Origin of the sequence: Psychrobacillus sp. NEAU-3TGS (assembly GCF_029955155.1) — a bacterium.
GTDB lineage: Bacteria > Bacillota > Bacilli > Bacillales_A > Planococcaceae > Psychrobacillus.
Genome location: NZ_JAPNOZ010000012.1, coordinates 47,197 through 72,856, shown reverse-complemented (window position 1 = coordinate 72,856; position 25,660 = coordinate 47,197). Strand labels below are relative to the sequence as shown.

The window sequence follows — 25,660 nt, the reverse complement described above, 5'->3', positions numbered from 1 at the left end:
CTCCCCTTCTTTCATTATTTTGTTATTAGAGTTTACTATTTATTTCCCTAAAAAGACAGGATTCCTTTTCTCACTGAATGCAAGTAACGCTTCAATGCGATCCTCAGTTGGAATCGTTAATTCGTATGCCTTAGACTCAATTGCAAGCCCCGTTTGTAAGTCCGTATTCATCCCTTGTGTAATTGCATACTTCGCTTGTTTAATAGCAACAGGACCATTTTTCATTATTTCATTTGCTAGTTGTTCACAAGAATTCAGAAGGTTTTCTATTTGGACTACTTTTAATACCACTCCAAGCTGTACCCCTTCTTCTGCCGTGAATTTTCTTGCAGTGAAAATCAGCTCTTTCGCTCTCATTTCTCCTACTAGTCTTGGTAGTCTTTGCGTCCCACCTGCTCCTGGTATGATTGCCCAACTTGTTTCAGTTAGACCCATTTTCACTCCTTCAACTGCAATGGAAAAATCACACGCAATCATGAGTTCGAAGCCACCGCCAAATGCATACCCATTTACTGCAGCTATAGTTGGCTGTGGTAGATTTGCAATACTGTTGAACACATCTCGTATCGCTTTCACATTTCTCCTAACATCTGATTCTTTTAATGTTTTCCGCTCTTTCAAATCGGCACCAGCACTAAATGATCTATCCCCTGCTCCTGTAATTATAATCACTTTCACTTCCGGATCAATTGAGATAGCATCTACTACTTGTTGAAGCTGATGCAATGTATCGTAATTAAAACAGTTCAGCGCTTCTTCGCGATTAATGGTGATATATGCAATGTTGTTTTCTTTTCTTAATAAAATATTCGTCATGATGACATCTCCTATTCGAACAACTATATTGAATTACTCCTGTCGCTTTGTTTTCGTTGCAAGAACAATCTATGGTATTGGTTATAAAAATGCCCTTCTCTCGTCGTTACTCTTCTTTTAAAGAGCTTTGACGCTTGAAGGACAGCTAAATGGTAGTACCTACTCTGATACATTCTCAAATATAGTTGCAATCCCTTGACCGACGCCGATACACATTGTCGCCATTCCGAATTGAACATTTCTTTTCTTCATTTCATATATAAGTGTCGTTACTATTCGAGCACCACTCGCACCTAGAGGGTGTCCAAAAGCTATTGCTCCTCCATTGACATTCACTTTCTCACTTTCTATTTCTAGTTGGCGAATGCACTCCAGAGATTGTGAAGCAAAAGCTTCATTCAATTCTACAAGACCAAGGTCAGTTGTTTTCAACCCTGCACGTTGTAGTGCTTTTTTGGAAGCGAAAATAGGACCAAGCCCCATAACAGCTGGTTCAAGTCCCGCTGTTGCACCTGTAACATATCTTGCTAATGGCTTCACATTCAATTCTTTTGCTTTTTCCGCACTCATAAGAAGTAAGGCAGATGCACCGTCATTGACTCCCGAAGCATTACCTGGTGTAATCGTACCACCTTCAAATAATGGTTTTAATTTCCGAAGCTGATGTAACGTTGTATTTGGTCTTGGATGCTCATCTTGGTCGACAATGATTTCATTCCCTTTCCGGTCCATATACATAACCGGAACGATTTCTTCCGAAAATCGATTTTCTGCCAAAGCTTTTTTAGCACGTTGCTGGCTCCGGAATGCAAATAAATCCTGATCCTCACGCGTTATATGAAATCGCTTTGCAACATTTTCGGCAGTTTCTGGCATCGTATCTACACCGTACTTCTCTTTCAGTTTTTTATTTGTAAAACGCCACCCGATTGTTGTATCCTGCAGTTCCATATTTCCACGTGGGAACTCTCTATCTGGCTTTGCCATGACAAACGGTGATCGCGTCATGCTTTCAGTGCCACCAGCGATGTAAATATCGCCATCGCCAACTGATATTGCTCTTGCAGCGTACATAATAGCGTCAAGTCCAGAACCACACAGACGGTTTATAGTTGTACCTGCTACTTCGACAGGTAGGCCAGCTAACAATGTCGACATTCTTGCAACGTTGCGGTTATCTTCACCTGCTTGGTTTGCATTTCCGAAAACAACTTCTTCAATTTCCTTTACGGGAAGGTTCGGATTACGTTCAACAAGTGCTTTAATAACAATAGCTCCTAAATCATCTGGTCGAACTTCTCTTAGTGATCCGTTATATCTTCCAATTGGCGTACGGACAGCATCTACTATGACTACTTCTCTCATTTCGAAACCAACTCTTCGTCAATAGAATAGTCGTATACACCTTTTCCACTCTTTCGTCCTAGACGCCCTGCTTTGACATATTGTTCTAAAAGTGGTGCAGGACGATACTTTTCCCCAAGCTTTTCATGTAAATATTTCAAATTATTTAATCTTGTATCAAGTCCTACTAAATCTACTAATTCGAATGGTCCCATTGGGTAATTTAATCCTAGCTTAATCGCTTTATCAATTTCTTCTGGTGTACCTAACCCTTCTTGAAGCATGTAAAATGCTTCGTTACCAACAAGTGCGCTAATTCGGCTCGTTACAAACCCTGGAAATTCATTAATGACAACAGTTTCTTTTCCCATTTTTATTGCTACTTCTTTAATTCTTTCAGCCGTTTCATCACTTGTTTCCAACCCTCGCACAATTTCGACTAAAGGCATTTTATGTACAGGATTAAAAAAATGCATCGCAATTGTTTTATCTGGGCGTTTTCCATAAGAAGCGATTTCTGTTGGGCTCATCGTCGAAGTATTTGTAGCAAAATAGCAATGAGAAGGAGCATGTTCTTCTATCGTTTCAAACACTTCTTTTTTAATAGTTGTTATTTCAGGTACAGCTTCAATAATTAAATCAGCAGTACTTACTGCTTTTGAAAGATCGCTTTCAAAGCTTAAATTAAGTCTTGCTTGTTCAACTTGTACCGATGTAATCTTACCGTGCACAAGTCCTTTTTCAAACATGCTATCTATATCTTTCTTCGCGTTTAGTAATGCAGAATTATGATTGTCGACAAGTGTCACTGCATAGCCACCAACTGCTCCTACATAAGCAATCCCTCTTCCCATAATACCTGCACCTATGATAACAATACGGTTGATCATTATTCTACTCCCCTTATCTTAATGAAAGAATACGGACAGGGTTTGAATTTTTCCCTGTCCGTATTTTCAGTTTATTTTACAGTCCAGACTCCAGCGCCTTGCCCCTCGGGGTCAAATGTGAAAAAGCTGTGGTGGATTAGGAGCTGCCTCCTCGCTTTTCCCCATTTGCCTGTCGGGGCAGACATAATAGCTTCCGCTTTTCTAATTACAATCCGAATGGATTCAGTGGTCGACTGCCGTAGTAAGATAAAATGCTTTTCGTTTCCGTATAGAGGTCTAGCGTTTCAATACATAGCTCACGTCCGAACCCTGATTGCTTATAACCGCCAAATGGTGTCCCGGGAAATGCTGAGAATGGACAGTTTACCATCACAATGCCGGCTTGGATCTGATTCGCAACACGCGTCGCACGTGCACCATCTTTTGACCAAATAGCTGAGCCTAACCCGAACTCTGTATCGTTTGCAAGTCGGATTGCTTCTTTTTCATCTTTAAATTTCATTAATACAACAACTGGACCAAAAATCTCTTCTTTTACAACTGTCATATCGTGATTTACATTTGCAATAATCGTTGGCTCATACCAGAATCCGTTTTCGTATCCATTTGGTTTCGAAACATTTCCACCAACAAGAATTTCTGCTCCTTCTTTCCGAGCTGATCGTACATAACTATCGATTGTATCAAGTTGAACTTGATCAATAATTGCACCAACATGTGTTCCTTTATCAAACGGGTTGCCTAGCTGTAATTTTTTCGTTTTTTCAACAAACTTATTCAAAAATTCATCGTAGATATCCTCATGTACATACAAACGAGATCGAGCTTCACATGATTGACCTGAATTATAGAAAATACCAAACAGTGAACCATCTACTGCAGCGTCAATATCCGCATCTTCAAATACAAGATTAGGAGATTTTCCACCAAGCTCCAGTGTTACACGTTTTAGCGATTGAGATGCTTTCCCCATAATGTCTTTACCGATAGGCGTTGAACCAGTGAAAGCTACTTTATCCACTTGAGGATGCTCCACTAAAAAGTTACCAATATCAGATCCAGAACCTGGAAGGATGTTCACCACACCCGCAGGAACACCTGCTTCAAGACAAATTTCTCCCAAGATTATTGCTGTTAATGGTGTGAGGGAAGCTGGCTTTACAATTACCGAGCAACCTACTGCAATAGCCGGTGCCACTTTCCAAGCAGCCATCATAAGTGGATAGTTCCACGGAATGATTTGTGCACAAACTCCTACTGGCTCTTTCTCTGTATAGTTATGGAATTGGCCAGGAACATTGTTAACGACTCCTCGGTGACCAACGATTGCTCCTGCATAAAACTCAAAATCTTCAATCGCTTGAGAAACTTGACCTTGGGCTGCATGAACCGTTTTACCTGTATCGAGAATCTCCAATTCAACTAGCTCATTAAAACGAGAACGCATTATTGCAGCGATTTTGTTCAATACTTGCGCTCGGCGACCAACAGGATACATTTTCCATTTACCATTATCAAATGCATCTCGTGCACTAGCAATGGCTTTTTCAACATCTTCTTTGGACGCTTTTGCAACTTCAGCAACTAACTCTCCCGTTGCTGGATTGTAAGTTTTAATCGTTTCACCTGTACTACTTTTTATTTTTTCTCCATTTACAATCAAATGATAAAACGATCGTTTCATTGCCTCTTGTTCAATATCATTATCCCGAATTGTTGTCATGTGCTCAGCTCTCCCTATTGTCCTGAAAAAACAGGTTTTCTTTTTTCCATAAATGCATGAATACCTTCGCGATGATCAATTGTTAAACCAGCAATACGTTGCCCTTGTGCTTCTTGTTCAAGATAGTCTTCAAAAGTAAGCTCTGTAGCGAATTTCAATGATCGTTTAATCAAACCAATTGCCTTTGTTGGTAAAGTAGAAAGATTTGCTGCAAATGCCGACACCTCTTCATCCCATAAATCTAACGGAATGAGTTTATTCGCAAGACCTGATGCGACTGCATCAGTAGCCGACACTTTTTCTCCAAGAATGGATAATTCCAATGCCTTAGCATGACCGACTAACTTGGTTAAATAATACAGATTACCCGAGTCAGGAATGAGGCCAACATGAATGAAAGCATTCAAAAAACTGGCGCGTTCTGATACAATTCTAAAGTCACAAGCAAGTGCTAAGCTGAACCCTGCACCAGCCGCAACTCCATTTACAGCTGCGACAATCGGTTTTTCACATTGTCTAATTTGCTTTATCATCGGTCCATAGTAATCTCTTAAAACTTGGCCATGATCCATTTTCTCATCAACTTCTGCCAAATCTTGTCCAGAACAAAAAGCCCTTCCTTCACCTGAAATGACTATGCAGCGAACTTGTTCATCAAATGTAGCAGCTTTTATCGCATCTTTCACTTCTCTGTTCATTTGTGCGATAAATGCATTTAATTTGTCTGGCCTATTTAAATAGAGCCATGCAATTCCATTTTTGACATCATAGCGTATCGTTTCGAACATGCAACGGCCTCCTTACTTCCCTTGGTAATTCGGTTTTCTTTTTTCAACAAATGCAGTCATACCTTCTTTTTGATCTTGTGAAGCGAAAAGTAGATAGAAGTTTTTTCTCTCATATTGCATTCCTTCGTATAAAGGATAATCTACAGCTTTATTAACGGAGTCTTTTATAAGCCGTAATGATAGAAGAGGCTGATTAACAAGACGGTCTGCCAATTTCATTGTCTCTTCCATTAGTAGTTCAGATGCAACGATTTTGTTAATAACTCCATGTTTTAGAGCAGTTTCCGCAGAAATACGCTCCCCCGTCCAAAGCCATTCGAGGGCTTTCGTACGACCCACTAGTTTTGTTAACCTTTGTGTTCCTCCTGCACCTGGCATTACGCCTAGTCCTACTTCTGGAAATGAAAATTCAGTACCGATACTAGCGATTAATAAATCACAGCAAAGCGCAAGCTCAAATCCACCACCGAAGACAAACCCTTTTACCGCACCGAGTATAGGCTTTTTAATGAGTGCAAAACGATCCCAATCAGCAAATTGATTTAGTTGTTCTAAGCTTACTGGATTATCATCCATCATTTCGTCAATGTCGGCACCTGCTGAAAAAGACCGTCCTTTACCTGTAAGAACTATTACACGAACGTTTTCATCTCGGTCAAATTCCTCCATCGCTCCGACAATTTCATTTACCATTTTTCGATTCAATGAGTTTAACTGTCGAGGTCGATTCAGCTCAATAACTGCTATGTTTCTTTTTAAAGATGTTTCAATGAATTCGAAACGATTCATTTTGCTTCCTCACCAATCATTAATGTGACAAGATCACCTGCAAATCCCATTAAGTCTTTGCCAGAAGCTCTTCCTTCAGGTGAACGTAGGCCCTCCTTCAATGCATCTAAACTATCATAATGCATTTCACATGTGAGATAGTATTTTCCATCTCCTCCCATTGGAGATCCTGTTACTTTGGTTACTTTCATCTCACGAAGCCCTGGAATTTTCGCTGTAAGTGGTGCATGGACGTTAAAATAATGTGCATCAAAAGCCTCTTTGTTTTCAGGGTGTTTATACAATGCGATTAACTTTGCCATTTTTCTTCTCCTCACTTTACATTAATGTAGATACAGGTTTCATAGCCTCAAAGACGTTTTTACAGCTCTTACAGTACAAAATACTTCTGCATGCAGTAGGACCAAAAATATTATCCATCGTTACATACGCAGATCCGCAGTAAGCGCAATCTATATGCCACGTGCCGTCCGCTTCCATACGTCTTGGTGGTGGTGCAATTCCGAACTTCCTAAGATTCACATGTCCTTGTTCCGTAATTCGATCTGATGTCCACGGGGGATGTAAGACGAACTCCACTTGAACATCTTTTACTTCAGGTAATTCTTTTACAGCATTGATTGTATTCATTTTAATAATATCGAGTGCTGGACATCCTAAAAAGTAGGGAGCAAAACAATCTTTACGTTATTCTCTTCTGTAGTAACTTCGCTCACCATGCCTAGATCTATAATGCTAATGGAGTCAATTTCCGGATCTTGTACTCCTTCAAGTACTTCATATACGTGCCGAGGGGAAATTTCTAAGAATGCTTCCATTTAAGTCACCTCTTTCGATTTTCGAATTACCAAGTTGCTATTGGATCGAATTTGTAAACCTCCGAAAGTGTTCGTATTGCTTCTTCCAAATCATGTGTATGTTCACCGTTTCGTCCGTTTTTAGTTGGCTTATCTGATATCTTTGGCACTTCCATTTGAAGCGCTGTAAATACTTGTTCAATACTTGCTTTCCACTTATCTCTCAAAATCTCTTCGCTACTTATTAATCTACTTTTTTCAATTAATAATTTTTCGTTTCCATAAGAGAATACATCATAAAAATCATCCATTACCTTTTTAATAGCTTCGTCCATTTTCTTTTTCGCAACATCTGTAGAACTAAGTAATTGCTTAAACCACGTTTCCCAGTGAAGTCTATGATAATAAAGCTCCATTTTCACTTTTACAGCAGTATCTGCAAGGGGACTATACGAGCTTTCACATAGCGAATCGATTTTTATCTTTTTCGCTTGTGTGTAAAAATAACTTCTGACAACTTGATAAGCCCAATCATATAAAGGGATTTCCATATAATAGCCTTCTCCGTTAACTCTCTCCATCAAGACGCTGTTTTTTCTGTCTAGTGCAGGGCGTGAATGGGCAAGTTCATCTGCATTTCCTATTCCTAAATCTTCGAGTAATTTATAGAACATCGCTGCATGCCCCATGCTGTCTTGACTAATGGAAGAAGAAGCGACGTCTTCTTCTATATGGGGAGCGAGCCCTAGCCATTCAGATCCACGATAAGCGTACAAGAAATCATCATCGGCAAGTTGGAATAATAGGCTTGTTATTGCATCTTTATACTCTTGGCTCATGACTGTTTCATTTTCATTCATTTACGCTCTCCTCCCCATGATAGAATCTCTTTTTCATCCAATATTTGCTGCTCGTACTGGCGCCACTTTTTCTTTAAGTAACCATAGCCCTTTGTTGTCCGGTAATCTTTATTGTCAAGTCTACTAAGCGTCATCTTCTCTTCAACATCCATCTTTCGAATACTCTTTCGATTCACAATCCAAATGTCAGCAACCGGTTCACGTCTCATGAAGTTTTCCTGTGCCAAAATAAATGCCATATCTTCATTTGGTGCTAATAAGCTAAACTGATGCTGGAATGCAGAGCTTGTCGTTCGCTTACTAAAGACTTCATACTCTTGATAAAATGTTTTCTCTTCGGTCATTTATTCTGCCTCCTTTCGCTAAGTGACTTTCACACTTAGTGCATCACGCACCCATGCATTATTTTCGTAAGATGACCTTCGTAAGTTCAGACGTGCATGTGAACGTGGTCCTCCGTTTTTTATAATTTTCTTAAATTCATTCCAATCCGGTTGTTTATAGGACCATAGCTTACTTTCTTCATCAAAACGGATTGTCGGATCCGGAATTCTCAGACCAAGTGATAAAATACGCGGAACGTATTTATCAAAAAATAGCTGTCTAAATTCTTCGTTTGTTTTGGAACGAATTTTATATTTAATCGTCAAGTCTTGTTTAGAAGATCCTGTCGTCTCTTTGCTCGCCGGTCCGAAGAACATGAGTAGAGCTTCCCACCAGCGATCGAGAGATTCCTGAATCATTGCCTTCTGTTCTTCTGTACCTTCAGCGAGCGACATAATGATCGATTCTCCATGTTGAGCATGGAATACCTCTTCTGCACAAATTCGCTGCAGTGCTCTTGCATAAGGCCCGTACGAAGCATTTAGCATATTTGTTTGTGTAATAATAGCCGCTCCATCAACGAGCCAACCTATAATTCCGGCATCCGCCCATGTTTTCGTTTCCATATGGAAAACATTATGGAATTTTAAATTTCCATTAAATAAGTCTTGCATTATATCTCCTCTGTTTTTTCCATAAGGTAAAAGTAAGTCTTCAGTTACTCGCAAAAGCAACTGGCCGTGACCCATTTCATCTTGCACTTTTGCCATAATGCCTAGCTTTCTATTTAACGAAGGAGCTTTAGGCACCCATTCTTTCTCAGGGAGTGCCCCCATTATTTCACTAATGCCATGCATAGAAATCAATCTAATTAATGTCAGTCTGTATTCTTCTGGCATCCAATCATCTGCTTCAATCTTGTCGCCACGTTCAATTCGCTGCATGAAATGAGCCAATTGTTCTTCTTCTGCCGCATTATGCAAATTGGTCATATCTAACCCCCCTTAATAAAGTTATGCCTTTATATGATTGTATATAACGATTTAATGACGTTATAACTATATAATGTTATATCACTTAAAAATTATGCTAGTTTATAAAATTTAGCTCACTTTAAACCATCTCTATTATTATTGGGCTGGTAGCGATTTTTATAGAATCTGTAGGGCATCCATCAAACGCATCTTCTAAATATTCTTGCAACTCTAGAGGTACTTCAGCTGTCCCTTTATTTTCATCAAGAATTACATACGCAAGTCCTTCCACATCATAATTGAAGAGGTCTAGTGCATTTGCTCCACAAGATCCACATGCAATACATGTTTCTTGATCAACAATTGTATACATTGGCATATTCTCTTCATTCTTATGTTTATCAGACTTTTTCAGCCTGTCTCTTGGGTTTATCCATAACACTTGTGCTGTGAAGAGGCTGAACTTTAGACGTTGGATCGATAAACACTTTTGCATTGCTAATTGCAGTCGGTGCTTCACCAAATCCACTCGCGATTAACTTCACTTTTCCCTCATATGTGCAAATATCACCAGCTGCATAAATTCCCGGAATATTTGTTTCCATTTTTGAATTTACGACAATGCTGTTTTTTTCCAAATTAAACCCCCAATTTTTAATAGGACCAAGAGATGAGACGAAACCATAATTGACAATGACATCATCAACATCGATTATCTTTGTTTCATTGCCTTTCACATCTATTAACTCGACTTGTTTAATTCGTTTTTCTCCTATAAATGCAGATGGAACAAATGGAGTTAATACATCTACAGTTGAATTCTTCAACTTCTCCACTGAATGTTCATGTGCTCGGAACTTCTCACGACGATGAGCCAATGTAACCTTTTCTGCTATTGGTTCTAACATAAGAGCCCAGTCTACTGCAGAATCACCACCACCAAACAACTGCACTTTTTTCCCCTCAAATTTTTGCAAATCATGAATAAAATAATGGAGATTAGTCTCTTCAAATTTTGAAGAGTTTTCAAGATCCATTTTTTTCGGACGGAAAGCACCGTTTCCTGCAGTAATAATGATTGTTTTAGTAAAATGTATCCCTTTGTTAGACGATAGTTTAAAAGAATTGTCGGGCTGTCTTTCTATCTCTTCCACTGCTTCATTCAAACAAACTGTTTGCTCAAATTGCTCCATTTGCTTCTTTAATCTATCGATGAGATCTTGCGCGGTTATTTTATAGAAACCCGCAACATCGTAAATATACTTTTCAGGATATAAAGCAGATAATTGTCCACCTAGCTGCGGAAGGCTTTCAATTATTTTACAAGACATATTTCGAAGACCAGCATAAAATGCAGTGAATAAGCCTACTGGTCCTCCCCCAATTATGGTTACATCAATAATTTCCTCGTTGTGAGACAAACATACTTCCTCCTTCTGAGTATGAATTACACACCTATTACATTTTTATCTCGAGAATCTATAACTCGAATCGCTTTTCCTTCAGATCTTGGTATCGTTTTAGGACTATTAAAAACAATATCCATAGACACTAAACAGCTCGATTTCAATGAACTTTGAATTTCTAATTTCAGTTGAGTTACTTGAGAATCGCTTAAATCACCATTGATTTTTTCATAGAGATTATTATCTATTTCTACATGTAGTTCGGCGATGTCCATCGCGTCTTTTCTAATTAAATGAATTTGATAATGAGGTACAAGATTTTCCACTTGTAAAAGAACCCGTTCTACTTCCGTTGGAAAGACATTCACTCCACGTATTATCAACATATCATCCGTACGACCTTTCACCCTCGACATTCTTGTCAAAGTCCTGCCGCATGTACACTTCACGCGTGTTATGGACGAAATGTCACCAGTGCGATATCGAATGATTGGAAGCGCTCTCTTCGTTAAACTTGTAAAAACTAACTCTCCTTCTTCCCCTTCAGCAACTGGTTCAAGTGTTTTAGGATTAATTACCTCGATGTAAAATGATCTTCTTGTACATGTAGACCATTTTGAGCTTCATAACATTCAACGGAGACACCTGGTCCAATAATCTCGCTCAATCCGTAAATATCAACTGCTTTCAAATGGAAAGTTTGCTCTAGCCTTTTTCTCATTTCTTCCGACCATGGCTCCGCTCCGAAAATTCCATATTCCATCGATGATTGCCTCGGATCTATACCCTTCTCTTTCATTTTCTCCGCTATGTTCAACATGTATGAAGGCGTCCCGCAAATGCCTCTAGGTTTAAAATCTTCTATTAATGTAATCTGTCTTTCCGTGTTTCCGCCTGACATTGGCACAACGGTTGCTCCGAGAACTTCCGCACCATAATGGAGCCCTATTCCCCCTGTAAATAAACCATAGCCATATGCGTTATGGAAAATATCTTCCTTTTTACCACCTGCCGCCACAATAGAACGTGCTACAACTTCAGCCCACATTTCTATATCCTCTGCTGTGTATCCAACAATTGTTGGTTTCCCACTCGTTCCGGAAGATCCATGAATCCGAACAACCTCTTCTTGTGATACTGCAAATAATCCAAAAGGATAATGATCTCGCAAATTTTTTTTTATTGTAAATGGCAGCTTCGTTAAATCTTCTAAACTTTGAATATCTTCTGGCTTAATCCCAAGCTCCTCAAATTTCTTTCGATAAAATGGAACATTCTCATAAACGTTCTTAACTGTACTACGGAGTCGATCTAGCTGTAGGCTTTCCATTTCTTTACGCTGCATCGTTTCAATTAATGGATTATACAAATATCATTCCCCCTAGTTTTCTTTCTTTATGGAATGGAGTTATCAATATCTGTTTAATATAACAAATAAAAAACGGATATGTTATATACAGTAATATGATATTAGATTAATAGTTCGAACTGTATAAGTCAACACAAAATTCAGAATTTTTCATTATCGTAATACAAAAAAGCGAACTCTCGACTGTGGTTGAGACAACGTCTAGTGGAGGGGGAATGGGAGAAATACAATCGAGGAAAAAGAAAGGAACAGTTCAATGTCATAGGAAGAATCAAGAAAACGCTAATCCTAAGTGAAAAGGACAGCGTTTAAAATCGTTTGTATAAAATTATGTAAGTGAATAAATTGATATTGCTACAAAAAGTTATTCCTCTTTAAAAAACAAATTGTCCATTCCTCTATTTCTTCTGCCGTCCTATTGCTTTCAACCAGTATATTTGTATTAAATAATACCGCCTATGCCCTTTGGTCTGGAATAGGTAACGTTGCTATAACCATTATTTCCGTATTAATTTGGAAAGAGAAAATCAATGTTGCCAGTATTACAGGAATCGCATTAATTCTTATAGATGTTTTAATTTTGAATCTATTTGGTCCAGAACAAGGCGAAGCAAGTAATAATGAAAAAGCAAGTGAATCCACAATCGTTGCAAGTAAATTTGCTCCGATGTTTCCTCATACTCTTCTATTACCGAAATCATAATTCACTTTCCGAAAGAACTTCCTTTTGAAGTTCTAAAACCGCATCTGCAACATTTATATTTCCTTTTCTAAGGGATACTTCGGTATTTCTATTTTCCATTTTTATGCATCCTTATATTTGCCTATCTTGATAATAATTCTACAATTTAAAGCAAACTCCTACTTACAAAACTGCTTTGTTAGTTTAAGTGTAACAATTTCACAATGCATATCTTAGATCTACTTAATGTTGTGGACATAAAAATAGACCATCGAAATGATGGCCATATTTTGCTAAAGCACCAGTTAGTTTAAGTACATTCCTTCACAATCTTTATAGTAATCGTAACATAAATTTCCAATATAAAATCTAGCTTTTTTACAAAACTACACTTTATTCAAGTTCAACTCGATCGAAAACAACCGATTTTCAGTCGTTTTGCGTTAATTCAAATTTAGTGTAATCACTCCTGTATCTTTTTTTACATCCACTCATCATACATCTGTTCCATCTTAATAAAGTTGTTTAAAAGGGTGAACCCTAAATTATAAGGGCTATATAGTCCAATTTTAAACAACTTTATTAATATCTATTTTGAGGATTATCTTCTTACGATCGAAACTAAAGAACTTCCATGTATTCAACGTTTGCTTCTTTAGCAGTCATGCTGTAACAACTACTATGAATGTTTTTTTTCTCTTCTTCACTCTACCTTCCTTATTGTCCAAGCAATTGTATTCGATACGAATAACTTATATATAAGAAAGGAGGTGAAAATAAAATGGCATCATTTGAAATTGGGGCGAGAGGTATTTTCAATTTTCGAAACGAACGCTTTTTCCTATTAGTTGAAGATGAAATTACAATTCCAGAAAAAGGCGTGGAGATTGATCCAGTTAATATCTATGAGATTGACCAACAAACTTTCAATTTTATCAGAGATGAAGGAGATACACCTGTAGTTGTACCACGTTTTAATCTTCCTACTGTACCACCTGGATTTGAATTAGAACGAAAATGTATTTTTACAGTCGATAATTCATACTTTGTAATCTATGAATTAGAAAATGGCACTGATAACTTTGTTCTTTTAAGAATCAGTGCAGCTTTATTTAACTCATTGAGAAATTCTGGTGTTCGTGAATGTATTCCTCAAAATTTCATTAACTAAATGTTATCTCCCTTTTAAATGTAAGGGTACAAAAAACAAGCGAACAATTTTATTGGGAGCTTGTTTTTTTATTTAGAAGGTATTTATGCATGTTTAACACTTCAAAATTAAACGACTTTATTTTTTCTTAGCATAATATCTTGGATGGTTAGAAGTCCTATTGAAACACTTATTCTGTATATCTCTGCACTTAATTTTATATCCATCAGTAAACCCCTATTAATTTTCTTTCCCTAATTATATTTTACTATTTCGGATAATTCCGTCTTAAACTAAACTGCCCCGTTAGTTTAAGTGTAACATTTCACAATGGATTTCTGATGTCTACTCAATATTTTGGATAAAAAAATAGAACATCGAAATGATGCTCTTGTTTAACTAAAGCACCAGTTAGTTTAAGTGAAAATCTTCACAATGTTATAATTTAATTTGAGTTAGCAGTCACCTTGTGCTTGAAATTTATTAAGAACGCGAAGACTGCAACAGCTATACTAATAAGTCCATTTACTAAAGTAATCCAGAAAAAAATCCTTCCGCCTATTGTTGCAGAATTAAAATAATACCGCTATTCGCCTAGATTTCTTACGAGACATATCATAATATTGATTTACAGCTACTCTAAAAAGCCAAGCTTTGGTATTATTAAACTGGACTGGGTCTATGTATTGTAAAAATATATAAGCAGTATCTTGAATAATATCTTCTGCATCTTCCTATGATGCACCCATCTTTATTAGGTAAGAGTAAACAAATTTTAGTATCTTATTTAGTTTTTTTACATCATGGAATCGTTCATTTCAAACCTCCACCCTTAAAACGTTTCAATAATAAAAAGGTTAACAAAAAAATTACAAATTTAGATTACTTATTTTTCTTTAACGTAAATTTTTATAGTTGAGAAATAAAAAAAGAACTTGGCAAGAAAGTTTTCGCTTCTCGCTAAATTCATTAGAAGATATTACTTAGAAAATAAATTGATTAAATTTAATTAATCTTCGACAGCCACAGGTTGTGCACTTTGTTCGTTTGTTTTACCACTATTTGTACGTTCACTCCAATTAATCTTAAACAACACTCTTCAACTAAACTGCTAACGTTAGTTTATTATTTCACAAAAAAACAATCTCACGAAAAATCAACCCTAGCCTTTAACATAGCTATTTTAAAAAGAAAATATCAGGTTTGGATGAATTTAATTATAAGTGAGAATAATTATTTTAGAAAGTAGGAGATAATATGAAAAAAGGTTTACTGGTTATACCCATGGTTTTACTAATTGCTGCAGGTTGTAGTGACGAAACGGTAGAAGTGGTAGAACAAAGCAATAAAAAAGAGGACGCAGTGGTGGTAGAAAAAGAAACTCCAAAAGAAACAACACCTGTTGAATCTGGTGCGACGAAGGAAGTAGCAAAAGATGAACCAAAAGAAGTGACGCCAGCTACAGGTAGCGTAGAAGATGGTGAACCGATGGATGACATTTCAGAAGAGGACTACCTTAAATCTTATTATGATTCAGCAGAAAAAGTGGGGTACGTTACCAACATCGAAAAAACGAATGCTGGAAACCAATTAACAGTGGACTTTGCTGAATTTGTTATGGATAACTCACATGATGTTGGTTTTTATGTTGCTAATAAAGAAGTAGGGAAAGATAAAGTCATTGTGGATGATAATGTTCAGTTGTATGTGTTGAACGGAACTGAGCTATCAGTTGCTTCAATTGAAAATATAGCAAATAAAAAAGGAACGCTTTTTGCGTTTCTTTATGACGATGCTAATAAACTGTTTATGATAGAAGAAAAATATTTACCTTAAGTACTAAAAAAGACCTTATGGTCTTTTTTCTATAAACAACAACTTATATAAGAACGAGAAATATTTTTCTGGAATTCTATTAATAAAAAGCTATGTTAAAGGTAAAGGATAATTTTAAATACACATAATAAATGAGCTAGGATATTTTCTCCTGGCTCATTTTACTTTGATATTGTTTTTTACTAAAGCACCCGTTAGTTTAAGTGCAATCCTTCACAATGTAGTTTGTTAAGGATAAAGGAGTATCTTTCATAAAATCAAATAAACTTCATTTTAAATACATCAATTTTTTCGTATTTATCATCAGAAACAGTTTCAACATAAGTCCATCCTCTATTTCTATAATAATCAGACGTATCTTCTGTTCTTAAATAAAGTTCATTAAACCCCAATTCTTTGACTACATCTATTGTTTTGGCTACTAACTCTTGCCCAATACCTCTACTGCGGTACTCAGGCTTCGTGTATAGAGATGCTAGCCAAGGTTTATACATATCTCTTATCTTTAAATCGTTTTCAAATATTGATACAGTTCCTAAACATTCCCCGTATTCTAAAGCTACGAGTGTAATTGGAAATGTATTGTCCCTCGTATTTGAAAAGTGTTTAACAACATCTTCAAAACTCATACCACTTCCCGTTTTTACTACAAATTCCTTATAAATCATTTCAGAAACTTCTTTTATCTTATCAGGATGGTTTAATAAAAAATCAATATCCATTCTAATCCCCCTACCTTTATGTTATATTTCTTTATTATATTGAATTGACCTTGTTCAACTAACCTGCTGCTTTAGTTCAATAAGAAAAAATGCATGCTCTACTCCTTCTGGAAGTTCAGCACCCGTTATTTGATAAGCAACTTCTCTTTTATTACACATAATAATCGAACTATGTCTTCTTAATCTTTCACTATTCTTTTCTATTTGGACTAGTTTTAACAATAATTTCATCCTACCTATCCGCACGTAAACTGAAATTTACTCCTCTTTTAAAGACCTAATGTATCTTTACCATAACCATTTTCTAAGCTGTGAACCAGTAACTCTACACAATTAATCGCATCTACCATATCTTCAAATACTGTTTGTACTACTGTTTCTTCTATTCCTTCTCCACGGTAGCATATAACAAACATACCCAGTTTATAATCTCTTTTGTAATCGCTTTTTATGATAAATTGCATACCTTCCTTTTCAGAGTTTAGAAAGAAACTTGCATGAGAATCACCTAGCAAAATATTACCTTCCGCCTCCTCTAATCCCAATATCCTAATAGTATTTAATTTACCCTCATTGAAGATGGTCGAGAATTCTTCATATTCTTTAATTACTTGCTTCGATAAGGGGTGAGTATGTTCTTCAACTTTAAGAGGAAGTATTCCTTTATTCCTTTGTTCTTGAAGATACTCAGAAAATCCTTTATCTAATGCTTTAGCAAATCTCTCAAAATCAAATTTATAATTGTAAAAAATGGGTTGCCCATTTTTAAAAGTAAGACGATCAATACATAGATTTTTCTCCTCTACAGTTAAATAATATCTCACCGCAAAACCGAACCCGTCTATTTCAGTTTTGTTCGTTTTTCCATTCCATAGCTGTAAAAGTACAGAGAAAAACGAAGGTATTGAAACGAATGCAATCATAAATTTAAAATAGATATCTTGACCATTTCCATTTAATTTAATTTCAGCATCTCCGTTTCTATAATCTATATCAAAACGACATGTATATTGGTTTTCCAAAAAAAACACCCCTTTTGTTATCTTATTCAACTAACCTGCCCCTTTAGTTGAATAAGAATAAATGCTGTATGCTGCCAGCCTTGTTCTGCTAAAGCACCCGTTAGTTTAAGTATCTAAAGAAGTTTTTAATTGCATCCATGCGTATTTTGGAATTGCAGTCTTCACAATGAAAGACCTTATTCGTTCTTCTTTGTATAGTTTAATTTTAGTGAACCTTCATATACTCTGAATTTTTATCTACAACTACAACAAACTATTTCATAGTAAAACATAGTTTTCCTCCTACTAACACATTACTTTTTGGTTGTTTTCGCCAACTATAATTTGTCCGTACAGGAGAACTGGACTATCCATTAAAAGTAAACCAATAAATCTAAAAATACTATTGATCATCTATTTTTCACTCCCATTTTCTTCTTCAACTAACATACAAGAAATTTTTTACATCTTGAAGAAGTGTATAGGTTGCATTCCATTCTTCTATGGTTAAGTCAAATGCAGTTTCCCTATGTTTTTTTAAGTTTAAGATGGCTTTTGTTTTCCAAAATCAGCAATTTTTTTCAAAACAAAAATCCCACAAAAAAGCACTATTATTCCTACTATTTTAACCATTACGTTTTTATCAGGTTCATTCAAAATGGTGGTACTTAAAAACAATAAACCAACAAAAATTATGAGAAAACCAAGTAAAGTACCTATTAATTTCATTTTACAACTCCCATGAGATAACGAATTAGTTGAATATCCTTGTAATTTAATAATTCGTTATTAGTTTTAAAATTCCTCTTATTCAACTAAACTGCATCTTTAGTTGAAGTATAACATTTCACAACGCATATCTGAGATCAGTTTAATGTTTTGAACATAAAAAATTGACCATCAAAATGATGGCCATATTTTGCTAAAGAACCCTTTAGTTGAAGAAGAATTTACCAATTTATTTTCATCTAGCGGGTCCTAAATCCTATATCAATTATTTCTATCTACATAGACTATAAGAGCTAATTTGGTTCTTATATCTATGTCTGTTAGTCATACTCATATAACAGTATTACACTCGCCTTCTGAGCGGTACTCACAAGCGCTTATCTTTTTGACTTAACATCAAATTGATTACATGAGTTTTTAAAAATAGAAAACAGAGATAGTAATAAGTGTTATAAACCAATCAAATTTTAGTTTCTAGTTATATGTCTATTTATTTATTTTCTAGTGAATAAACTAATAATAGAAGAGAGGTGATAAAAATGAGTAGTGTATGGAGAAAAAATAGATGTTGTTCAAATAGAAATAACCACTCAAAATCTCACTGTCGTACTAATTCTAATAATGACATAGAAAACGACAAAAAATTACGAAATAACAATGATACAGATGTAGACACTGACTTAAGAAATGAAGATAAGAATATAAACGTAGCAAAAGTTATTAATAGTGGAAATGCTAAAATATGGGTAGATATTAATGTAAATTCTGATTCCCGTTCAAAAGTTAGAGCAGAATCCGATGCTGATTATGACCAAGAAAAAAGCTAGGCGTAGACTAAAATCTTTGGATTGGTGGGATAGTAGACTTAATAGCTATCCCACTCATTGTTAAGAAGAGAGGAGTAACAAATTAATGGACTACTATCCAAGGAAAATATTATCTAGATCAAAATTATCTAAAACTAATTCCTTCATTTCTGATATAGATACAAACAAATCCTCAATTGGTCAAAGTGGTAATTCTGACGTTGATGTAAATGTAAATGTGAATATTGACACAACTTCAATAGCATATGCATACTTATGTTCAATGTTAGCTACTAAAAAGATGACAAATGACGAGTTTGAAACTGCAATTCGAAAAATGGAAGAATTAACTAATCGAAATTCAAAAAGATTAGAAAAAAATAATGTATATAATGTAAAAATATTAGATGAATATAAGCAAAACAAGCAAAACAAGCAAAATATTAGATATAATAATAACTGGGGAATTTAACTTTTAGATTCCCCTATACATAATTATAACTTGTAACTCAGACCATTTGGAGAAACATTACTGAGTACTAATTGATGTTTCGGATAAAAAAATAGACCATCGAGGTAGTGACCCCTTAAAGTTAGAGTTTTATTTATGCAGCCAATTGGCTGGCGTGAGTTCGGTATTTTACGGGGCTTATGCCGGCCAATTTTTGTTTGATTCGATCGTTATTATAGTAATCGATATACTTCTCTATTTTTTCCCTTAATGCTTTATAGGGAACGAATACTTCTCCATAATACATTTCTTGTTTGAGTAAGCCAAAGAAGTTCTCCATTGCCGCATTGTCTGCACAGGTTGCTTTGCGAGGGATTTATAGCGAGATTTACGTACGAATTTTACACACTTTAAATTCAATTCATTCATGATTCGCTGTACTTTTTTATGATTGATTTTATATCCTTGTACTTTTAATTCCGCATGAATTCGACGATAGCCATATGACCTTCATGTTGCTCAAATGTCTCTAAAATCTACTTTTTCCAAGCTTGATCTGGATCCACCTGCTTCATTTGCTTGATATGATAATGATAAGTTGCTTCCGGAATATCAACTTGTTTAAAAATATCTTTTAATCGGAATTCTTCTTCTTTAAGTTCAAAGGCGATCTCTGCTTGTGCTTTTCGAGGAAGGCATCCGGGTTCTCTCGAAAAGCCTTCTACTTTTTTAAATACGCAACCTCCAGACAAAGCAGTTCATTTTCACGTTCTAACTGTTCCTCACGAGACATTGTTTTTTCTACTTTAATCGCTGTATCTTTTGTTTTTTTAGACATAGATGGCCCTCCCTTCGCATGTTTCAGGCCCTTTACTCCTTCTTTTAAAAACTTATTGTTCCAAGTGGCGATTAAACTAGGATGATTCATGTTAAATCGAATCGCTGTTATAGGTAAGAAGCACCTGTTTGTTTCATAAAGTTTAATGCATCTAATTTGAATTGAACAGGATATTCTTCATTCTTTGTTTTCCGGCGTAACCCTTCTTCTCCGAAAGCTTTATAAGCCCTGACCCAATGTTTGATTGGCGTTGAAGATGGAATACCATATTTTTGTGCTAATAATAAGTATCCCAGGTGCCCTTTTAAATACTCTTGAACAATCTTTAATTTAAAACCTTGGCTATATTTCGCCATATAAAAACACCCCAAAAGTTAGATTTATTACTCTACTTTTGGGGTGCAGCACCATGATAGTCTTTTTCTAACTAAAGCAACCGTTAGCTTAATAAGAAACTGTCTAACTTCTCTTGATAGAATGAAATCAAAATAGGTTTATACTTTATCTCAAAGTCACTATCCCAACAAACATGATATTAAAATAATGCTAAATAAATTAGCAATAAAATGCGAAGTAGCACTTATCCACGCATTGTTTGTTTTATAAAATATCACTCCATATAAAACACTATTTATAAAGATAAAAAAAATATCATAAGCGACTACAATAAGACTCCCCTCCACAATGTGACCAAATGCAAATATTATGGATGTAACAATTAAGGTAGGTATTATTGGCAGTGCTTTACTCAATTGCTTTTGAAAAAAAGCCCTCCACGCAATTTCTTCACCCAATGCTAAAATAGCAAGTTGAAGAAAGAGAAACATTATTTTATCTAACGAAACAACAAACTCTGTTCTTCCATAAAGATGTTCTATGTATTCGGGCAAAATTAATTTTGCCAACACAATACAAACAACATTCAAAATCAGTGGTAAAACAATCCAAAAATAAATTGTTTTGGTTTTCAGACTCGTTCCAATTGCTTTTGCATTTAGTCCATTATCAGCAGAGATATTTTTTTCCAATTTACTATTAATAAAAAAAAATGCAATACCAATAATAATAGTTATCCCAGCAATATTAAATCCTAAAAGATTTGTAAATGAAACAGCAGTCATAACTAACATTGCTAATAAACATACTTTTTTTATATTAGTCAGCTTTAACTCTCCTGTCCTATAAAATAATCTCTATATCGTAGAAAATTTATTAACTCCCCCCCTTTAGTTGAATAAAATATATAGAAACTACTTTTATATACTCTTTCAGAATTCAGGTTTGTATCTAGTATATAATTCTATATGGTTTCAGAAATATCCTTCTTAAACTAAAATGCCCCGTTAGTTCAATAAGCAAAAATGCTTTACTCTTCTTGAAGTAAAGCACCCGCTAGTTGAAGAACAAATATTGTAGTTGGATAGTTATATATCTGATTTTGGGTTATTACTTATTGATTTTATAGGCCTAACAATTGGCCTATAACATGAAAAAAATAGGTCATTCTTGCTGCTGAAATGCTCTAAATTAGGGAACATCAAATTTTGTTGAAGATAGCTCTTGCTTAAAGGTAATAAGTGGAGTTTCGTCGAATATAATAAATAACCTATCCAGATGTTACATAAAGGTTAATGTAACGATTGTTGTGTTTGGTGGAGAAATACTCTTATGGATAAAAGAAAGAACTGGAAATGAATACTAGATGTCACACCCCCTCGTCCAAAAGTCTAAAACTTTCATCGATCTCCTAAAGGGTGGAAATTTTATGTTTCTAGGATGCCGTTTAACGAAAGCCTGTTAAATTTCTTAGGACTGTACTCGTGGTTTATTGCGGTTTGAAGCTAACATATGCCTTGTCTAGAATTCTCTGGTTGCTGTTTATAAAATTCCAAGATTAGATGAAAAGAGGGAAAAAATGAAAACTAAATGGCTTTTGAGTAGTAGTGCCGTGATGATGGGTTTGTTGGGGTTGGCAGGAACCTTTATTCCCGAAGAAATTTCAAAGATATTAGGGATTGACCCTTCACCTGTTATTCTGATTCTTCTGCAAATCATCGGAGGACTATATTTAGGGTTCGCGATGTTGAACTGGTTTACACGTTCTGCCCTGTTCGGCGGCATCTATAACAAACCTGTCGTATTGGGAAATCTAATACATTGCATCGTTGTCTTTTTTGCCCTATTCCGGCAGTTGGCGGAGCAGTTTCATTTCATATTCGTTATTTTAACAGTAGTTTATCTTGGATTTGCCGTCTGGTTTACATTGGTTCTGCGTTCGAATCCTTTAAGCAATCAATCAAAAATGTCTGTCTAACGCATAGTAAACGGGAATTTATATTGGGGGTCTCTCTTTTTAAGTTCACTATGCTGAACTAGTCTTTTGAGCAACCCTAAGTATATTAAAACGACAAAAATTCCTACTTTTATATTGAAAGAAGGAATTTTTCTTTTTATTCCATTAGGAGAATTTAAGTTAAAGATTGCACGGTATCTAACGGTATAATTTTTTAAATAATGATAAATATTTTCAAGCTTTTCCCTTTGTTTTAAAGAGATGGGATCGAGGTTATTCAGAAATCATTAGCATCGTTTTTCTAACAGAAACTCCTATATGGGGGATTACAATGTTATTATTGTCTCTATCCACCTTTATTGCCTCATGGAAGTGTTATTATTATAGCTATTCTTTTTCTCCACGTAGTAATAATGACCTTTTTATTTCATTTCAAAATTTCGATTGGAGATATGTATTCCCTTTAGATTCACCAATAGAATCATAAACAAATAAAACAATAAAGGGATTAAAACAAAAGTCCCTGTCCACTTTCCTATTCCTGAATAAATTCTGACAATATCTTTTTTCGGAAAAAAGCTTAACCATTTCATATATAATAAAATCAATCCAAAATGTATGATAATACCTAATAAGATAGGAAGCCAGTGACCTTGATCTGTACTTGCAATAATATCACCTGGATAAAGGAAGAACACGAGTCCCAAATGGGTTAAAATATATATTAGGATTACATACAAACTATTATTCAGTATTAATCATTCCTCTTATGTTTTCAAACGTGTTTATACTTGCAAAATAAGCACAGTTAAAAATAATCCCAGATACAATTCCCAGAATTCCAAACATCCCTGCCAGTATGACAATCAAATATTTATGTAGCTACTAGAATAATGATTAGTAATTAGCTTCTACCACAGCTTGGCCAAGCAAAAAAGCGGTGCCTTTATTCAAGCATCGCCCTTGCATATTAATCATAAAAAAAATTTTTTCGCTATCTGTAAAGTTAAATACTCTACCTGAAGGTATAGTTATTTTCTTTCACTTAATTGTTCTCATGTTCGTTGGCCTAGTTTGTACTTTTTACAAAAAAAGAAACAACAAAGATAAAATTTACTGCTGTTTTATTGCTTTGTTTGTACATATACTTCTTGATTTTAGCTCTTGGTTTGCCCATTATGATTTCAAAATAGGACAACAATTATTTAAGTTATTGACTTACATACATATCAATCTTTCGGTTAGGCTCTTTTCGTAAATAATGTTGCTTTATTGCGTGAAAATTTCATTCTAAATTGATTTTATAAATTTATAAATTTTATTAAGCATAATTGTAACGAAGGGAGATGATTCCAAGTTGAGTAAAGAGAATATCAGCACAACAGTTTCAGGAGATTTAATTGTTACCCGTCTGATTGGTAAGATTAAAATAGATGATGTTAACGAATGGTTTAATGGCTTTGAGCAGGTTTGTCAGCAATTCATTTCCGAAGGTAGGCACTATAAATTGTTGGTGGATAGAAAAGGGTACACCCCAGATCACTTTTTAGTTCAAAAAGCATGGAAAGATAAGTTTTTCAATAAAACCATTTTGAATCATAGTATGGCAATTGCGTTTCTCCTTGAGGAAGGAGAGATAATAAATTATTTACAGCAGTCTAATACAAAAGAATCCGTAAAATTTTTCGATAATTATGAACAAGCATTAATTTGGTTGAATGAAAATCCAATATAAAGCCTTTATTGAACCAGTTGCTCTAAATCGACTGGTTTTTTATGTCGCAATTTTGCTGTTGTCCTAAAATTCACTCGCTTGCAAGCTTCCAACAACTTTGTTTTTCTCCGCAGTTTCTTGTCCAATTGCTTGTGCAATTCTAAGAAAAAAGGAAACAAGTACTTGAAATCGGCATTAATTGAAGTAGCTAGCTCTGTAAAAAAATCCAAAACCTATTTGGGAGCCCAGGCATACTGCATCAAGAAAGGTTTAAAAGCGTGCAGGGCTATCAATCACACATGCCATTTTAAGAATCACCTATTACCTCCTAACACGCAAGAAATGTATGTGAATTTTTTTATAAAAATTAGCCGAGTCTGATTTCGTATTGTCTTTTATTCTAAATTAAAGATTTTAATTTTCATGGGAGTTTAAGAAGCACCTTCTCTTTTAATACACATTATGTGTCGGCACCCGGTAGCCATTCATGCAGCACCGAATGAAAATGGATAGAGGATTTGAGCTTTCAAATATTTTATTAAAAATCATCAGAGAAGTTGAAAAACTGTACTTTAGTTATGAGGCATTCAAAATAGGACCTCTAGAAAGGGTCCTTTTTCATTGGATAATATAAAAGAATGAATTATTCTATTATTGATTAACTGTAATGATATAAATATGTTTTCAATGTTTAAGCTAAGCCTCTTGATTCCTTTATATTTTCTAATAGTAAGCATCTTTAATTTCAATTTAATTCCCTACCATTCTAATATTCTCTAAACGGGTACCTTTTCGACACATTAAGTCTTAATCCTTTATTTATATCCTTCCGATTAAAGCAGCACCTTCGATTTATTACGGAATCAATATAGAAACATATGATATTTATATAAGTAATAGTTGCTTATAAATTTATTAACCTATATACTAAAAACTATAACGTTACGGTTAGGAGCGATTTAGTTGGGAAAGAGAAATTAAAAATTGGTGAGTTAGCTGAAATAACCGGCATTACAAAACGTACAATTGACTATTATACAAATCTTGGATTACTAAAAGCCGAACGTTCTACTTCAAATTATCGTTACTATCCTCAGGAAGCTATTGTCCGATTGCAAAAAATTGAAGAGAAAAAAGAACAAGGCATGTCTTTAGAAAAAATTAAACACGAGTTAGAAAAAGAAAATGTAGAAGAGATTGATATCCAAGAAATTCGATTACACATGCAATATTTAGAAAAGAAGTATCTACCTTGCTTGAACAAATTAATAACAAAGAGGAAACTACCCAGCATACTATAAAGCAAAATATTTCTTCAGATAGTGTTGCCTTAATGCAATCATTACTATTACTCATCA

Annotated in this window: 26 protein-coding genes and 6 pseudogenes; 8 read left to right on the top strand and 24 right to left on the bottom strand. The window is 35.1% G+C overall.

The genetic code is table 11. The features are described from left to right. Window positions 1–39 precede the first annotated feature (39 nt). The 14 genes and pseudogenes from OR571_RS16580 to OR571_RS16515 form a co-directional block, all read right to left on the bottom strand. Complete coding sequence (locus OR571_RS16580) at window positions 40–816, bottom strand: enoyl-CoA hydratase-related protein (protein WP_282244342.1); 777 nt, start codon at window positions 814–816, stop codon at window positions 40–42. Between the two features lie 159 nt (window positions 817–975). After that, on the bottom strand, window positions 976–2,181 hold the full coding sequence (locus OR571_RS16575) for an acetyl-CoA C-acyltransferase (protein ID WP_282244340.1): 1,206 nt from the start codon (window positions 2,179–2,181) through the stop codon (window positions 976–978). After that, entirely contained in the window at window positions 2,178–3,050 is an 873-nt protein-coding gene (locus tag OR571_RS16570; RefSeq protein WP_282244338.1) for a 3-hydroxyacyl-CoA dehydrogenase, read from the bottom strand. Before OR571_RS16570 ends, OR571_RS16575 begins: the two co-directional genes overlap by 4 nt. A gap of 205 nt (window positions 3,051–3,255) precedes the next feature. Then, window positions 3,256–4,773: an aldehyde dehydrogenase family protein gene (locus OR571_RS16565; protein WP_282244336.1), complete on the bottom strand. Its 1,518-nt coding sequence runs from the start codon at window positions 4,771–4,773 to the stop codon at window positions 3,256–3,258. A gap of 14 nt (window positions 4,774–4,787) precedes the next feature. Continuing rightward, entirely contained in the window at window positions 4,788–5,561 is a 774-nt protein-coding gene (locus OR571_RS16560) for an enoyl-CoA hydratase-related protein (RefSeq protein WP_282244334.1), read from the bottom strand. A gap of 12 nt (window positions 5,562–5,573) precedes the next feature. Beyond that, on the bottom strand, window positions 5,574–6,350 hold the full coding sequence (locus OR571_RS16555) for an enoyl-CoA hydratase/isomerase family protein (protein ID WP_282244332.1): 777 nt from the start codon (window positions 6,348–6,350) through the stop codon (window positions 5,574–5,576). Then, on the bottom strand, window positions 6,347–6,652 hold the full coding sequence (locus OR571_RS16550) for an EthD family reductase (protein WP_282244331.1): 306 nt from the start codon (window positions 6,650–6,652) through the stop codon (window positions 6,347–6,349). Before OR571_RS16550 ends, OR571_RS16555 begins: the two co-directional genes overlap by 4 nt. Window positions 6,653–6,668: 16 nt before the next feature. Next, window positions 6,669–7,168: pseudogene (gene paaD, locus OR571_RS16545) on the bottom strand (1,2-phenylacetyl-CoA epoxidase subunit PaaD). A 26-nt stretch (window positions 7,169–7,194) separates the two neighbouring features. Further along, window positions 7,195–8,007 (bottom strand): 1,2-phenylacetyl-CoA epoxidase subunit PaaC, encoded by an 813-nt coding sequence (paaC, locus tag OR571_RS16540; RefSeq protein WP_282244330.1) that lies wholly within the window; start codon window positions 8,005–8,007, stop codon window positions 7,195–7,197. Then, window positions 8,004–8,351: a 1,2-phenylacetyl-CoA epoxidase subunit PaaB gene (gene paaB / locus OR571_RS16535; protein ID WP_282244329.1), complete on the bottom strand. Its 348-nt coding sequence runs from the start codon at window positions 8,349–8,351 to the stop codon at window positions 8,004–8,006. Before paaB ends, paaC begins: the two co-directional genes overlap by 4 nt. Window positions 8,352–8,369: 18 nt before the next feature. Next, on the bottom strand, window positions 8,370–9,323 hold the full coding sequence (gene paaA / locus OR571_RS16530) for a 1,2-phenylacetyl-CoA epoxidase subunit PaaA (RefSeq protein WP_282244328.1): 954 nt from the start codon (window positions 9,321–9,323) through the stop codon (window positions 8,370–8,372). Between the two features lie 121 nt (window positions 9,324–9,444). Next, window positions 9,445–9,684 carry a ferredoxin gene (locus OR571_RS16525; protein WP_282244327.1) on the bottom strand — a complete coding sequence of 80 codons (240 nt, stop codon included), beginning with the start codon at window positions 9,682–9,684 and terminating at the stop codon, window positions 9,445–9,447. A gap of 22 nt (window positions 9,685–9,706) precedes the next feature. Beyond that, complete coding sequence (locus tag OR571_RS16520) at window positions 9,707–10,726, bottom strand: NAD(P)/FAD-dependent oxidoreductase (protein WP_282244326.1); 1,020 nt, start codon at window positions 10,724–10,726, stop codon at window positions 9,707–9,709. Window positions 10,727–10,752: 26 nt separating this feature from the next. Next, window positions 10,753–12,056 (bottom strand): annotated as a pseudogene (locus OR571_RS16515) (phenylacetate--CoA ligase family protein). Window positions 12,057–12,465: 409 nt separating this feature from the next. Between OR571_RS16515 and OR571_RS16510 the strand changes: the two are divergent. Together OR571_RS16510 and OR571_RS16505 are read left to right on the top strand one after the other, a co-directional pair. Beyond that, window positions 12,466–12,783: a DMT family transporter gene (locus OR571_RS16510; protein WP_348775083.1), complete on the top strand. Its 318-nt coding sequence runs from the start codon at window positions 12,466–12,468 to the stop codon at window positions 12,781–12,783. A gap of 760 nt (window positions 12,784–13,543) precedes the next feature. Further along, window positions 13,544–13,933, top strand: a complete 390-nt coding sequence (locus OR571_RS16505) for a spore coat protein (RefSeq protein ID WP_282244325.1) — start codon at window positions 13,544–13,546, stop codon at window positions 13,931–13,933. Between the two features lie 551 nt (window positions 13,934–14,484). On the opposite strand, the pseudogene OR571_RS22990 reads toward OR571_RS16505, so the two are convergent. Beyond that, a pseudogene (locus tag OR571_RS22990) lies at window positions 14,485–14,634 on the bottom strand (RNA polymerase sigma factor); the annotation flags it as partial. A 535-nt stretch (window positions 14,635–15,169) separates the two neighbouring features. On the opposite strand from OR571_RS22990, the gene OR571_RS16500 reads away from it, so the two are divergent. Next, window positions 15,170–15,748, top strand: a complete 579-nt coding sequence (locus OR571_RS16500; protein ID WP_282244324.1) for a hypothetical protein — start codon at window positions 15,170–15,172, stop codon at window positions 15,746–15,748. Between the two features lie 257 nt (window positions 15,749–16,005). Here OR571_RS16500 and OR571_RS16495 read toward each other — a convergent pair whose 3' ends face one another. From OR571_RS16495 to OR571_RS16480, 4 genes are all read right to left on the bottom strand, one after another. After that, window positions 16,006–16,470: a GNAT family N-acetyltransferase gene (locus OR571_RS16495; protein WP_282244322.1), complete on the bottom strand. Its 465-nt coding sequence runs from the start codon at window positions 16,468–16,470 to the stop codon at window positions 16,006–16,008. Window positions 16,471–16,524: 54 nt separating this feature from the next. Further along, window positions 16,525–16,692, bottom strand: a complete 168-nt coding sequence (locus OR571_RS16490; protein ID WP_282244320.1) for a hypothetical protein — start codon at window positions 16,690–16,692, stop codon at window positions 16,525–16,527. A 47-nt stretch (window positions 16,693–16,739) separates the two neighbouring features. Further along, window positions 16,740–17,522 (bottom strand): hypothetical protein, encoded by a 783-nt coding sequence (locus tag OR571_RS16485; RefSeq protein WP_282244318.1) that lies wholly within the window; start codon window positions 17,520–17,522, stop codon window positions 16,740–16,742. Between the two features lie 492 nt (window positions 17,523–18,014). Further along, window positions 18,015–18,200, bottom strand: a complete 186-nt coding sequence (locus OR571_RS16480) for a hypothetical protein (RefSeq protein ID WP_282244317.1) — start codon at window positions 18,198–18,200, stop codon at window positions 18,015–18,017. A 539-nt stretch (window positions 18,201–18,739) separates the two neighbouring features. Here OR571_RS16480 and OR571_RS16475 point away from each other — a divergent pair. Together OR571_RS16475 and OR571_RS16470 are read left to right on the top strand one after the other, a co-directional pair. Further along, complete coding sequence (locus OR571_RS16475) at window positions 18,740–19,027, top strand: hypothetical protein (RefSeq protein ID WP_282244315.1); 288 nt, start codon at window positions 18,740–18,742, stop codon at window positions 19,025–19,027. An 85-nt stretch (window positions 19,028–19,112) separates the two neighbouring features. Continuing rightward, a complete protein-coding gene (locus OR571_RS16470) occupies window positions 19,113–19,478 on the top strand; it encodes a hypothetical protein (RefSeq protein ID WP_282244313.1) in 366 nt (121 codons plus the stop codon). A gap of 133 nt (window positions 19,479–19,611) precedes the next feature. On the opposite strand, the pseudogene OR571_RS22985 reads toward OR571_RS16470, so the two are convergent. From OR571_RS22985 to OR571_RS16455, 5 genes and pseudogenes are all read right to left on the bottom strand, one after another. Then, window positions 19,612–19,827, bottom strand: a pseudogene (locus tag OR571_RS22985) (IS3 family transposase); the annotation flags it as partial. Then, a pseudogene (locus OR571_RS22980) lies at window positions 19,725–19,952 on the bottom strand (IS3 family transposase); the annotation flags it as partial. The pseudogenes OR571_RS22985 and OR571_RS22980, both read right to left, overlap by 103 nt. A 41-nt stretch (window positions 19,953–19,993) precedes the next feature. Then, window positions 19,994–20,209, bottom strand: a complete 216-nt coding sequence (locus tag OR571_RS16465) for a hypothetical protein (RefSeq protein ID WP_282244311.1) — start codon at window positions 20,207–20,209, stop codon at window positions 19,994–19,996. 193 nt (window positions 20,210–20,402) lie between these two features. Beyond that, window positions 20,403–20,651, bottom strand: coding sequence for a helix-turn-helix domain-containing protein (locus OR571_RS16460; protein ID WP_282244309.1), 249 nt, complete (start codon window positions 20,649–20,651; stop codon window positions 20,403–20,405). 159 nt (window positions 20,652–20,810) lie between these two features. Beyond that, the gene (locus tag OR571_RS16455) at window positions 20,811–21,425 is read right to left on the bottom strand and encodes a CPBP family intramembrane glutamic endopeptidase (RefSeq protein ID WP_282244308.1); all 615 of its coding nucleotides are present in this window, start codon (window positions 21,423–21,425) and stop codon (window positions 20,811–20,813) included. Between the two features lie 785 nt (window positions 21,426–22,210). Between OR571_RS16455 and OR571_RS16450 the strand changes: the two genes are divergently transcribed. The 3 genes and pseudogenes from OR571_RS16450 (at window position 22,211) to OR571_RS16440 (ending at window position 25,603) form a co-directional block, all read left to right on the top strand. Next, window positions 22,211–22,609: a multidrug DMT transporter permease gene (locus OR571_RS16450; RefSeq protein WP_142540503.1), complete on the top strand. Its 399-nt coding sequence runs from the start codon at window positions 22,211–22,213 to the stop codon at window positions 22,607–22,609. 1,251 nt (window positions 22,610–23,860) lie between these two features. Beyond that, window positions 23,861–24,323: pseudogene (locus tag OR571_RS16445) on the top strand (STAS/SEC14 domain-containing protein). An 875-nt stretch (window positions 24,324–25,198) separates the two neighbouring features. After that, window positions 25,199–25,603, top strand: a complete 405-nt coding sequence (locus tag OR571_RS16440; protein WP_348775082.1) for a MerR family transcriptional regulator — start codon at window positions 25,199–25,201, stop codon at window positions 25,601–25,603. Window positions 25,604–25,660 lie beyond the last annotated feature (57 nt).

Bases quoted from the DNA above. Each gene is read 5' to 3' on its own strand.
- OR571_RS16505 (WP_282244325.1), top strand. From the start codon at position 13,544: ATGGCATCATTTGAAATTGGGGCGAGAGGTATTTTCAATTTTCGAAAC.
- OR571_RS16565 (WP_282244336.1), bottom strand. From the start codon at position 4,773: ATGACAACAATTCGGGATAATGATATTGAACAAGAGGCAATGAAACGA.
- OR571_RS16575 (WP_282244340.1), bottom strand. From the start codon at position 2,181: ATGAGAGAAGTAGTCATAGTAGATGCTGTCCGTACGCCAATTGGAAGA.
- OR571_RS16570 (WP_282244338.1), bottom strand. From the start codon at position 3,050: ATGATCAACCGTATTGTTATCATAGGTGCAGGTATTATGGGAAGAGGG.
- OR571_RS16455 (WP_282244308.1), bottom strand. From the start codon at position 21,425: ATGTTAGTTATGACTGCTGTTTCATTTACAAATCTTTTAGGATTTAAT.
- paaB (WP_282244329.1), bottom strand. From the start codon at position 8,351: ATGACCGAAGAGAAAACATTTTATCAAGAGTATGAAGTCTTTAGTAAG.
- OR571_RS16460 (WP_282244309.1), bottom strand. From the start codon at position 20,651: ATGGCGAAATATAGCCAAGGTTTTAAATTAAAGATTGTTCAAGAGTAT.
- paaC (WP_282244330.1), bottom strand. From the start codon at position 8,007: ATGAATGAAAATGAAACAGTCATGAGCCAAGAGTATAAAGATGCAATA.
- OR571_RS16450 (WP_142540503.1), top strand. From the start codon at position 22,211: ATGAAAACTAAATGGCTTTTGAGTAGTAGTGCCGTGATGATGGGTTTG.
- OR571_RS16475 (WP_282244315.1), top strand. From the start codon at position 18,740: ATGAGTAGTGTATGGAGAAAAAATAGATGTTGTTCAAATAGAAATAAC.
- OR571_RS16555 (WP_282244332.1), bottom strand. From the start codon at position 6,350: ATGAATCGTTTCGAATTCATTGAAACATCTTTAAAAAGAAACATAGCA.
- OR571_RS16525 (WP_282244327.1), bottom strand. From the start codon at position 9,684: ATGCCAATGTATACAATTGTTGATCAAGAAACATGTATTGCATGTGGA.
- OR571_RS16560 (WP_282244334.1), bottom strand. From the start codon at position 5,561: ATGTTCGAAACGATACGCTATGATGTCAAAAATGGAATTGCATGGCTC.
- OR571_RS16550 (WP_282244331.1), bottom strand. From the start codon at position 6,652: ATGGCAAAGTTAATCGCATTGTATAAACACCCTGAAAACAAAGAGGCT.
- OR571_RS16580 (WP_282244342.1), bottom strand. From the start codon at position 816: ATGACGAATATTTTATTAAGAAAAGAAAACAACATTGCATATATCACC.
- OR571_RS16495 (WP_282244322.1), bottom strand. From the start codon at position 16,470: ATGGATATTGATTTTTTATTAAACCATCCTGATAAGATAAAAGAAGTT.
- OR571_RS16470 (WP_282244313.1), top strand. From the start codon at position 19,113: ATGGACTACTATCCAAGGAAAATATTATCTAGATCAAAATTATCTAAA.
- OR571_RS16500 (WP_282244324.1), top strand. From the start codon at position 15,170: ATGAAAAAAGGTTTACTGGTTATACCCATGGTTTTACTAATTGCTGCA.
- OR571_RS16480 (WP_282244317.1), bottom strand. From the start codon at position 18,200: ATGAAATTAATAGGTACTTTACTTGGTTTTCTCATAATTTTTGTTGGT.
- paaA (WP_282244328.1), bottom strand. From the start codon at position 9,323: ATGACCAATTTGCATAATGCGGCAGAAGAAGAACAATTGGCTCATTTC.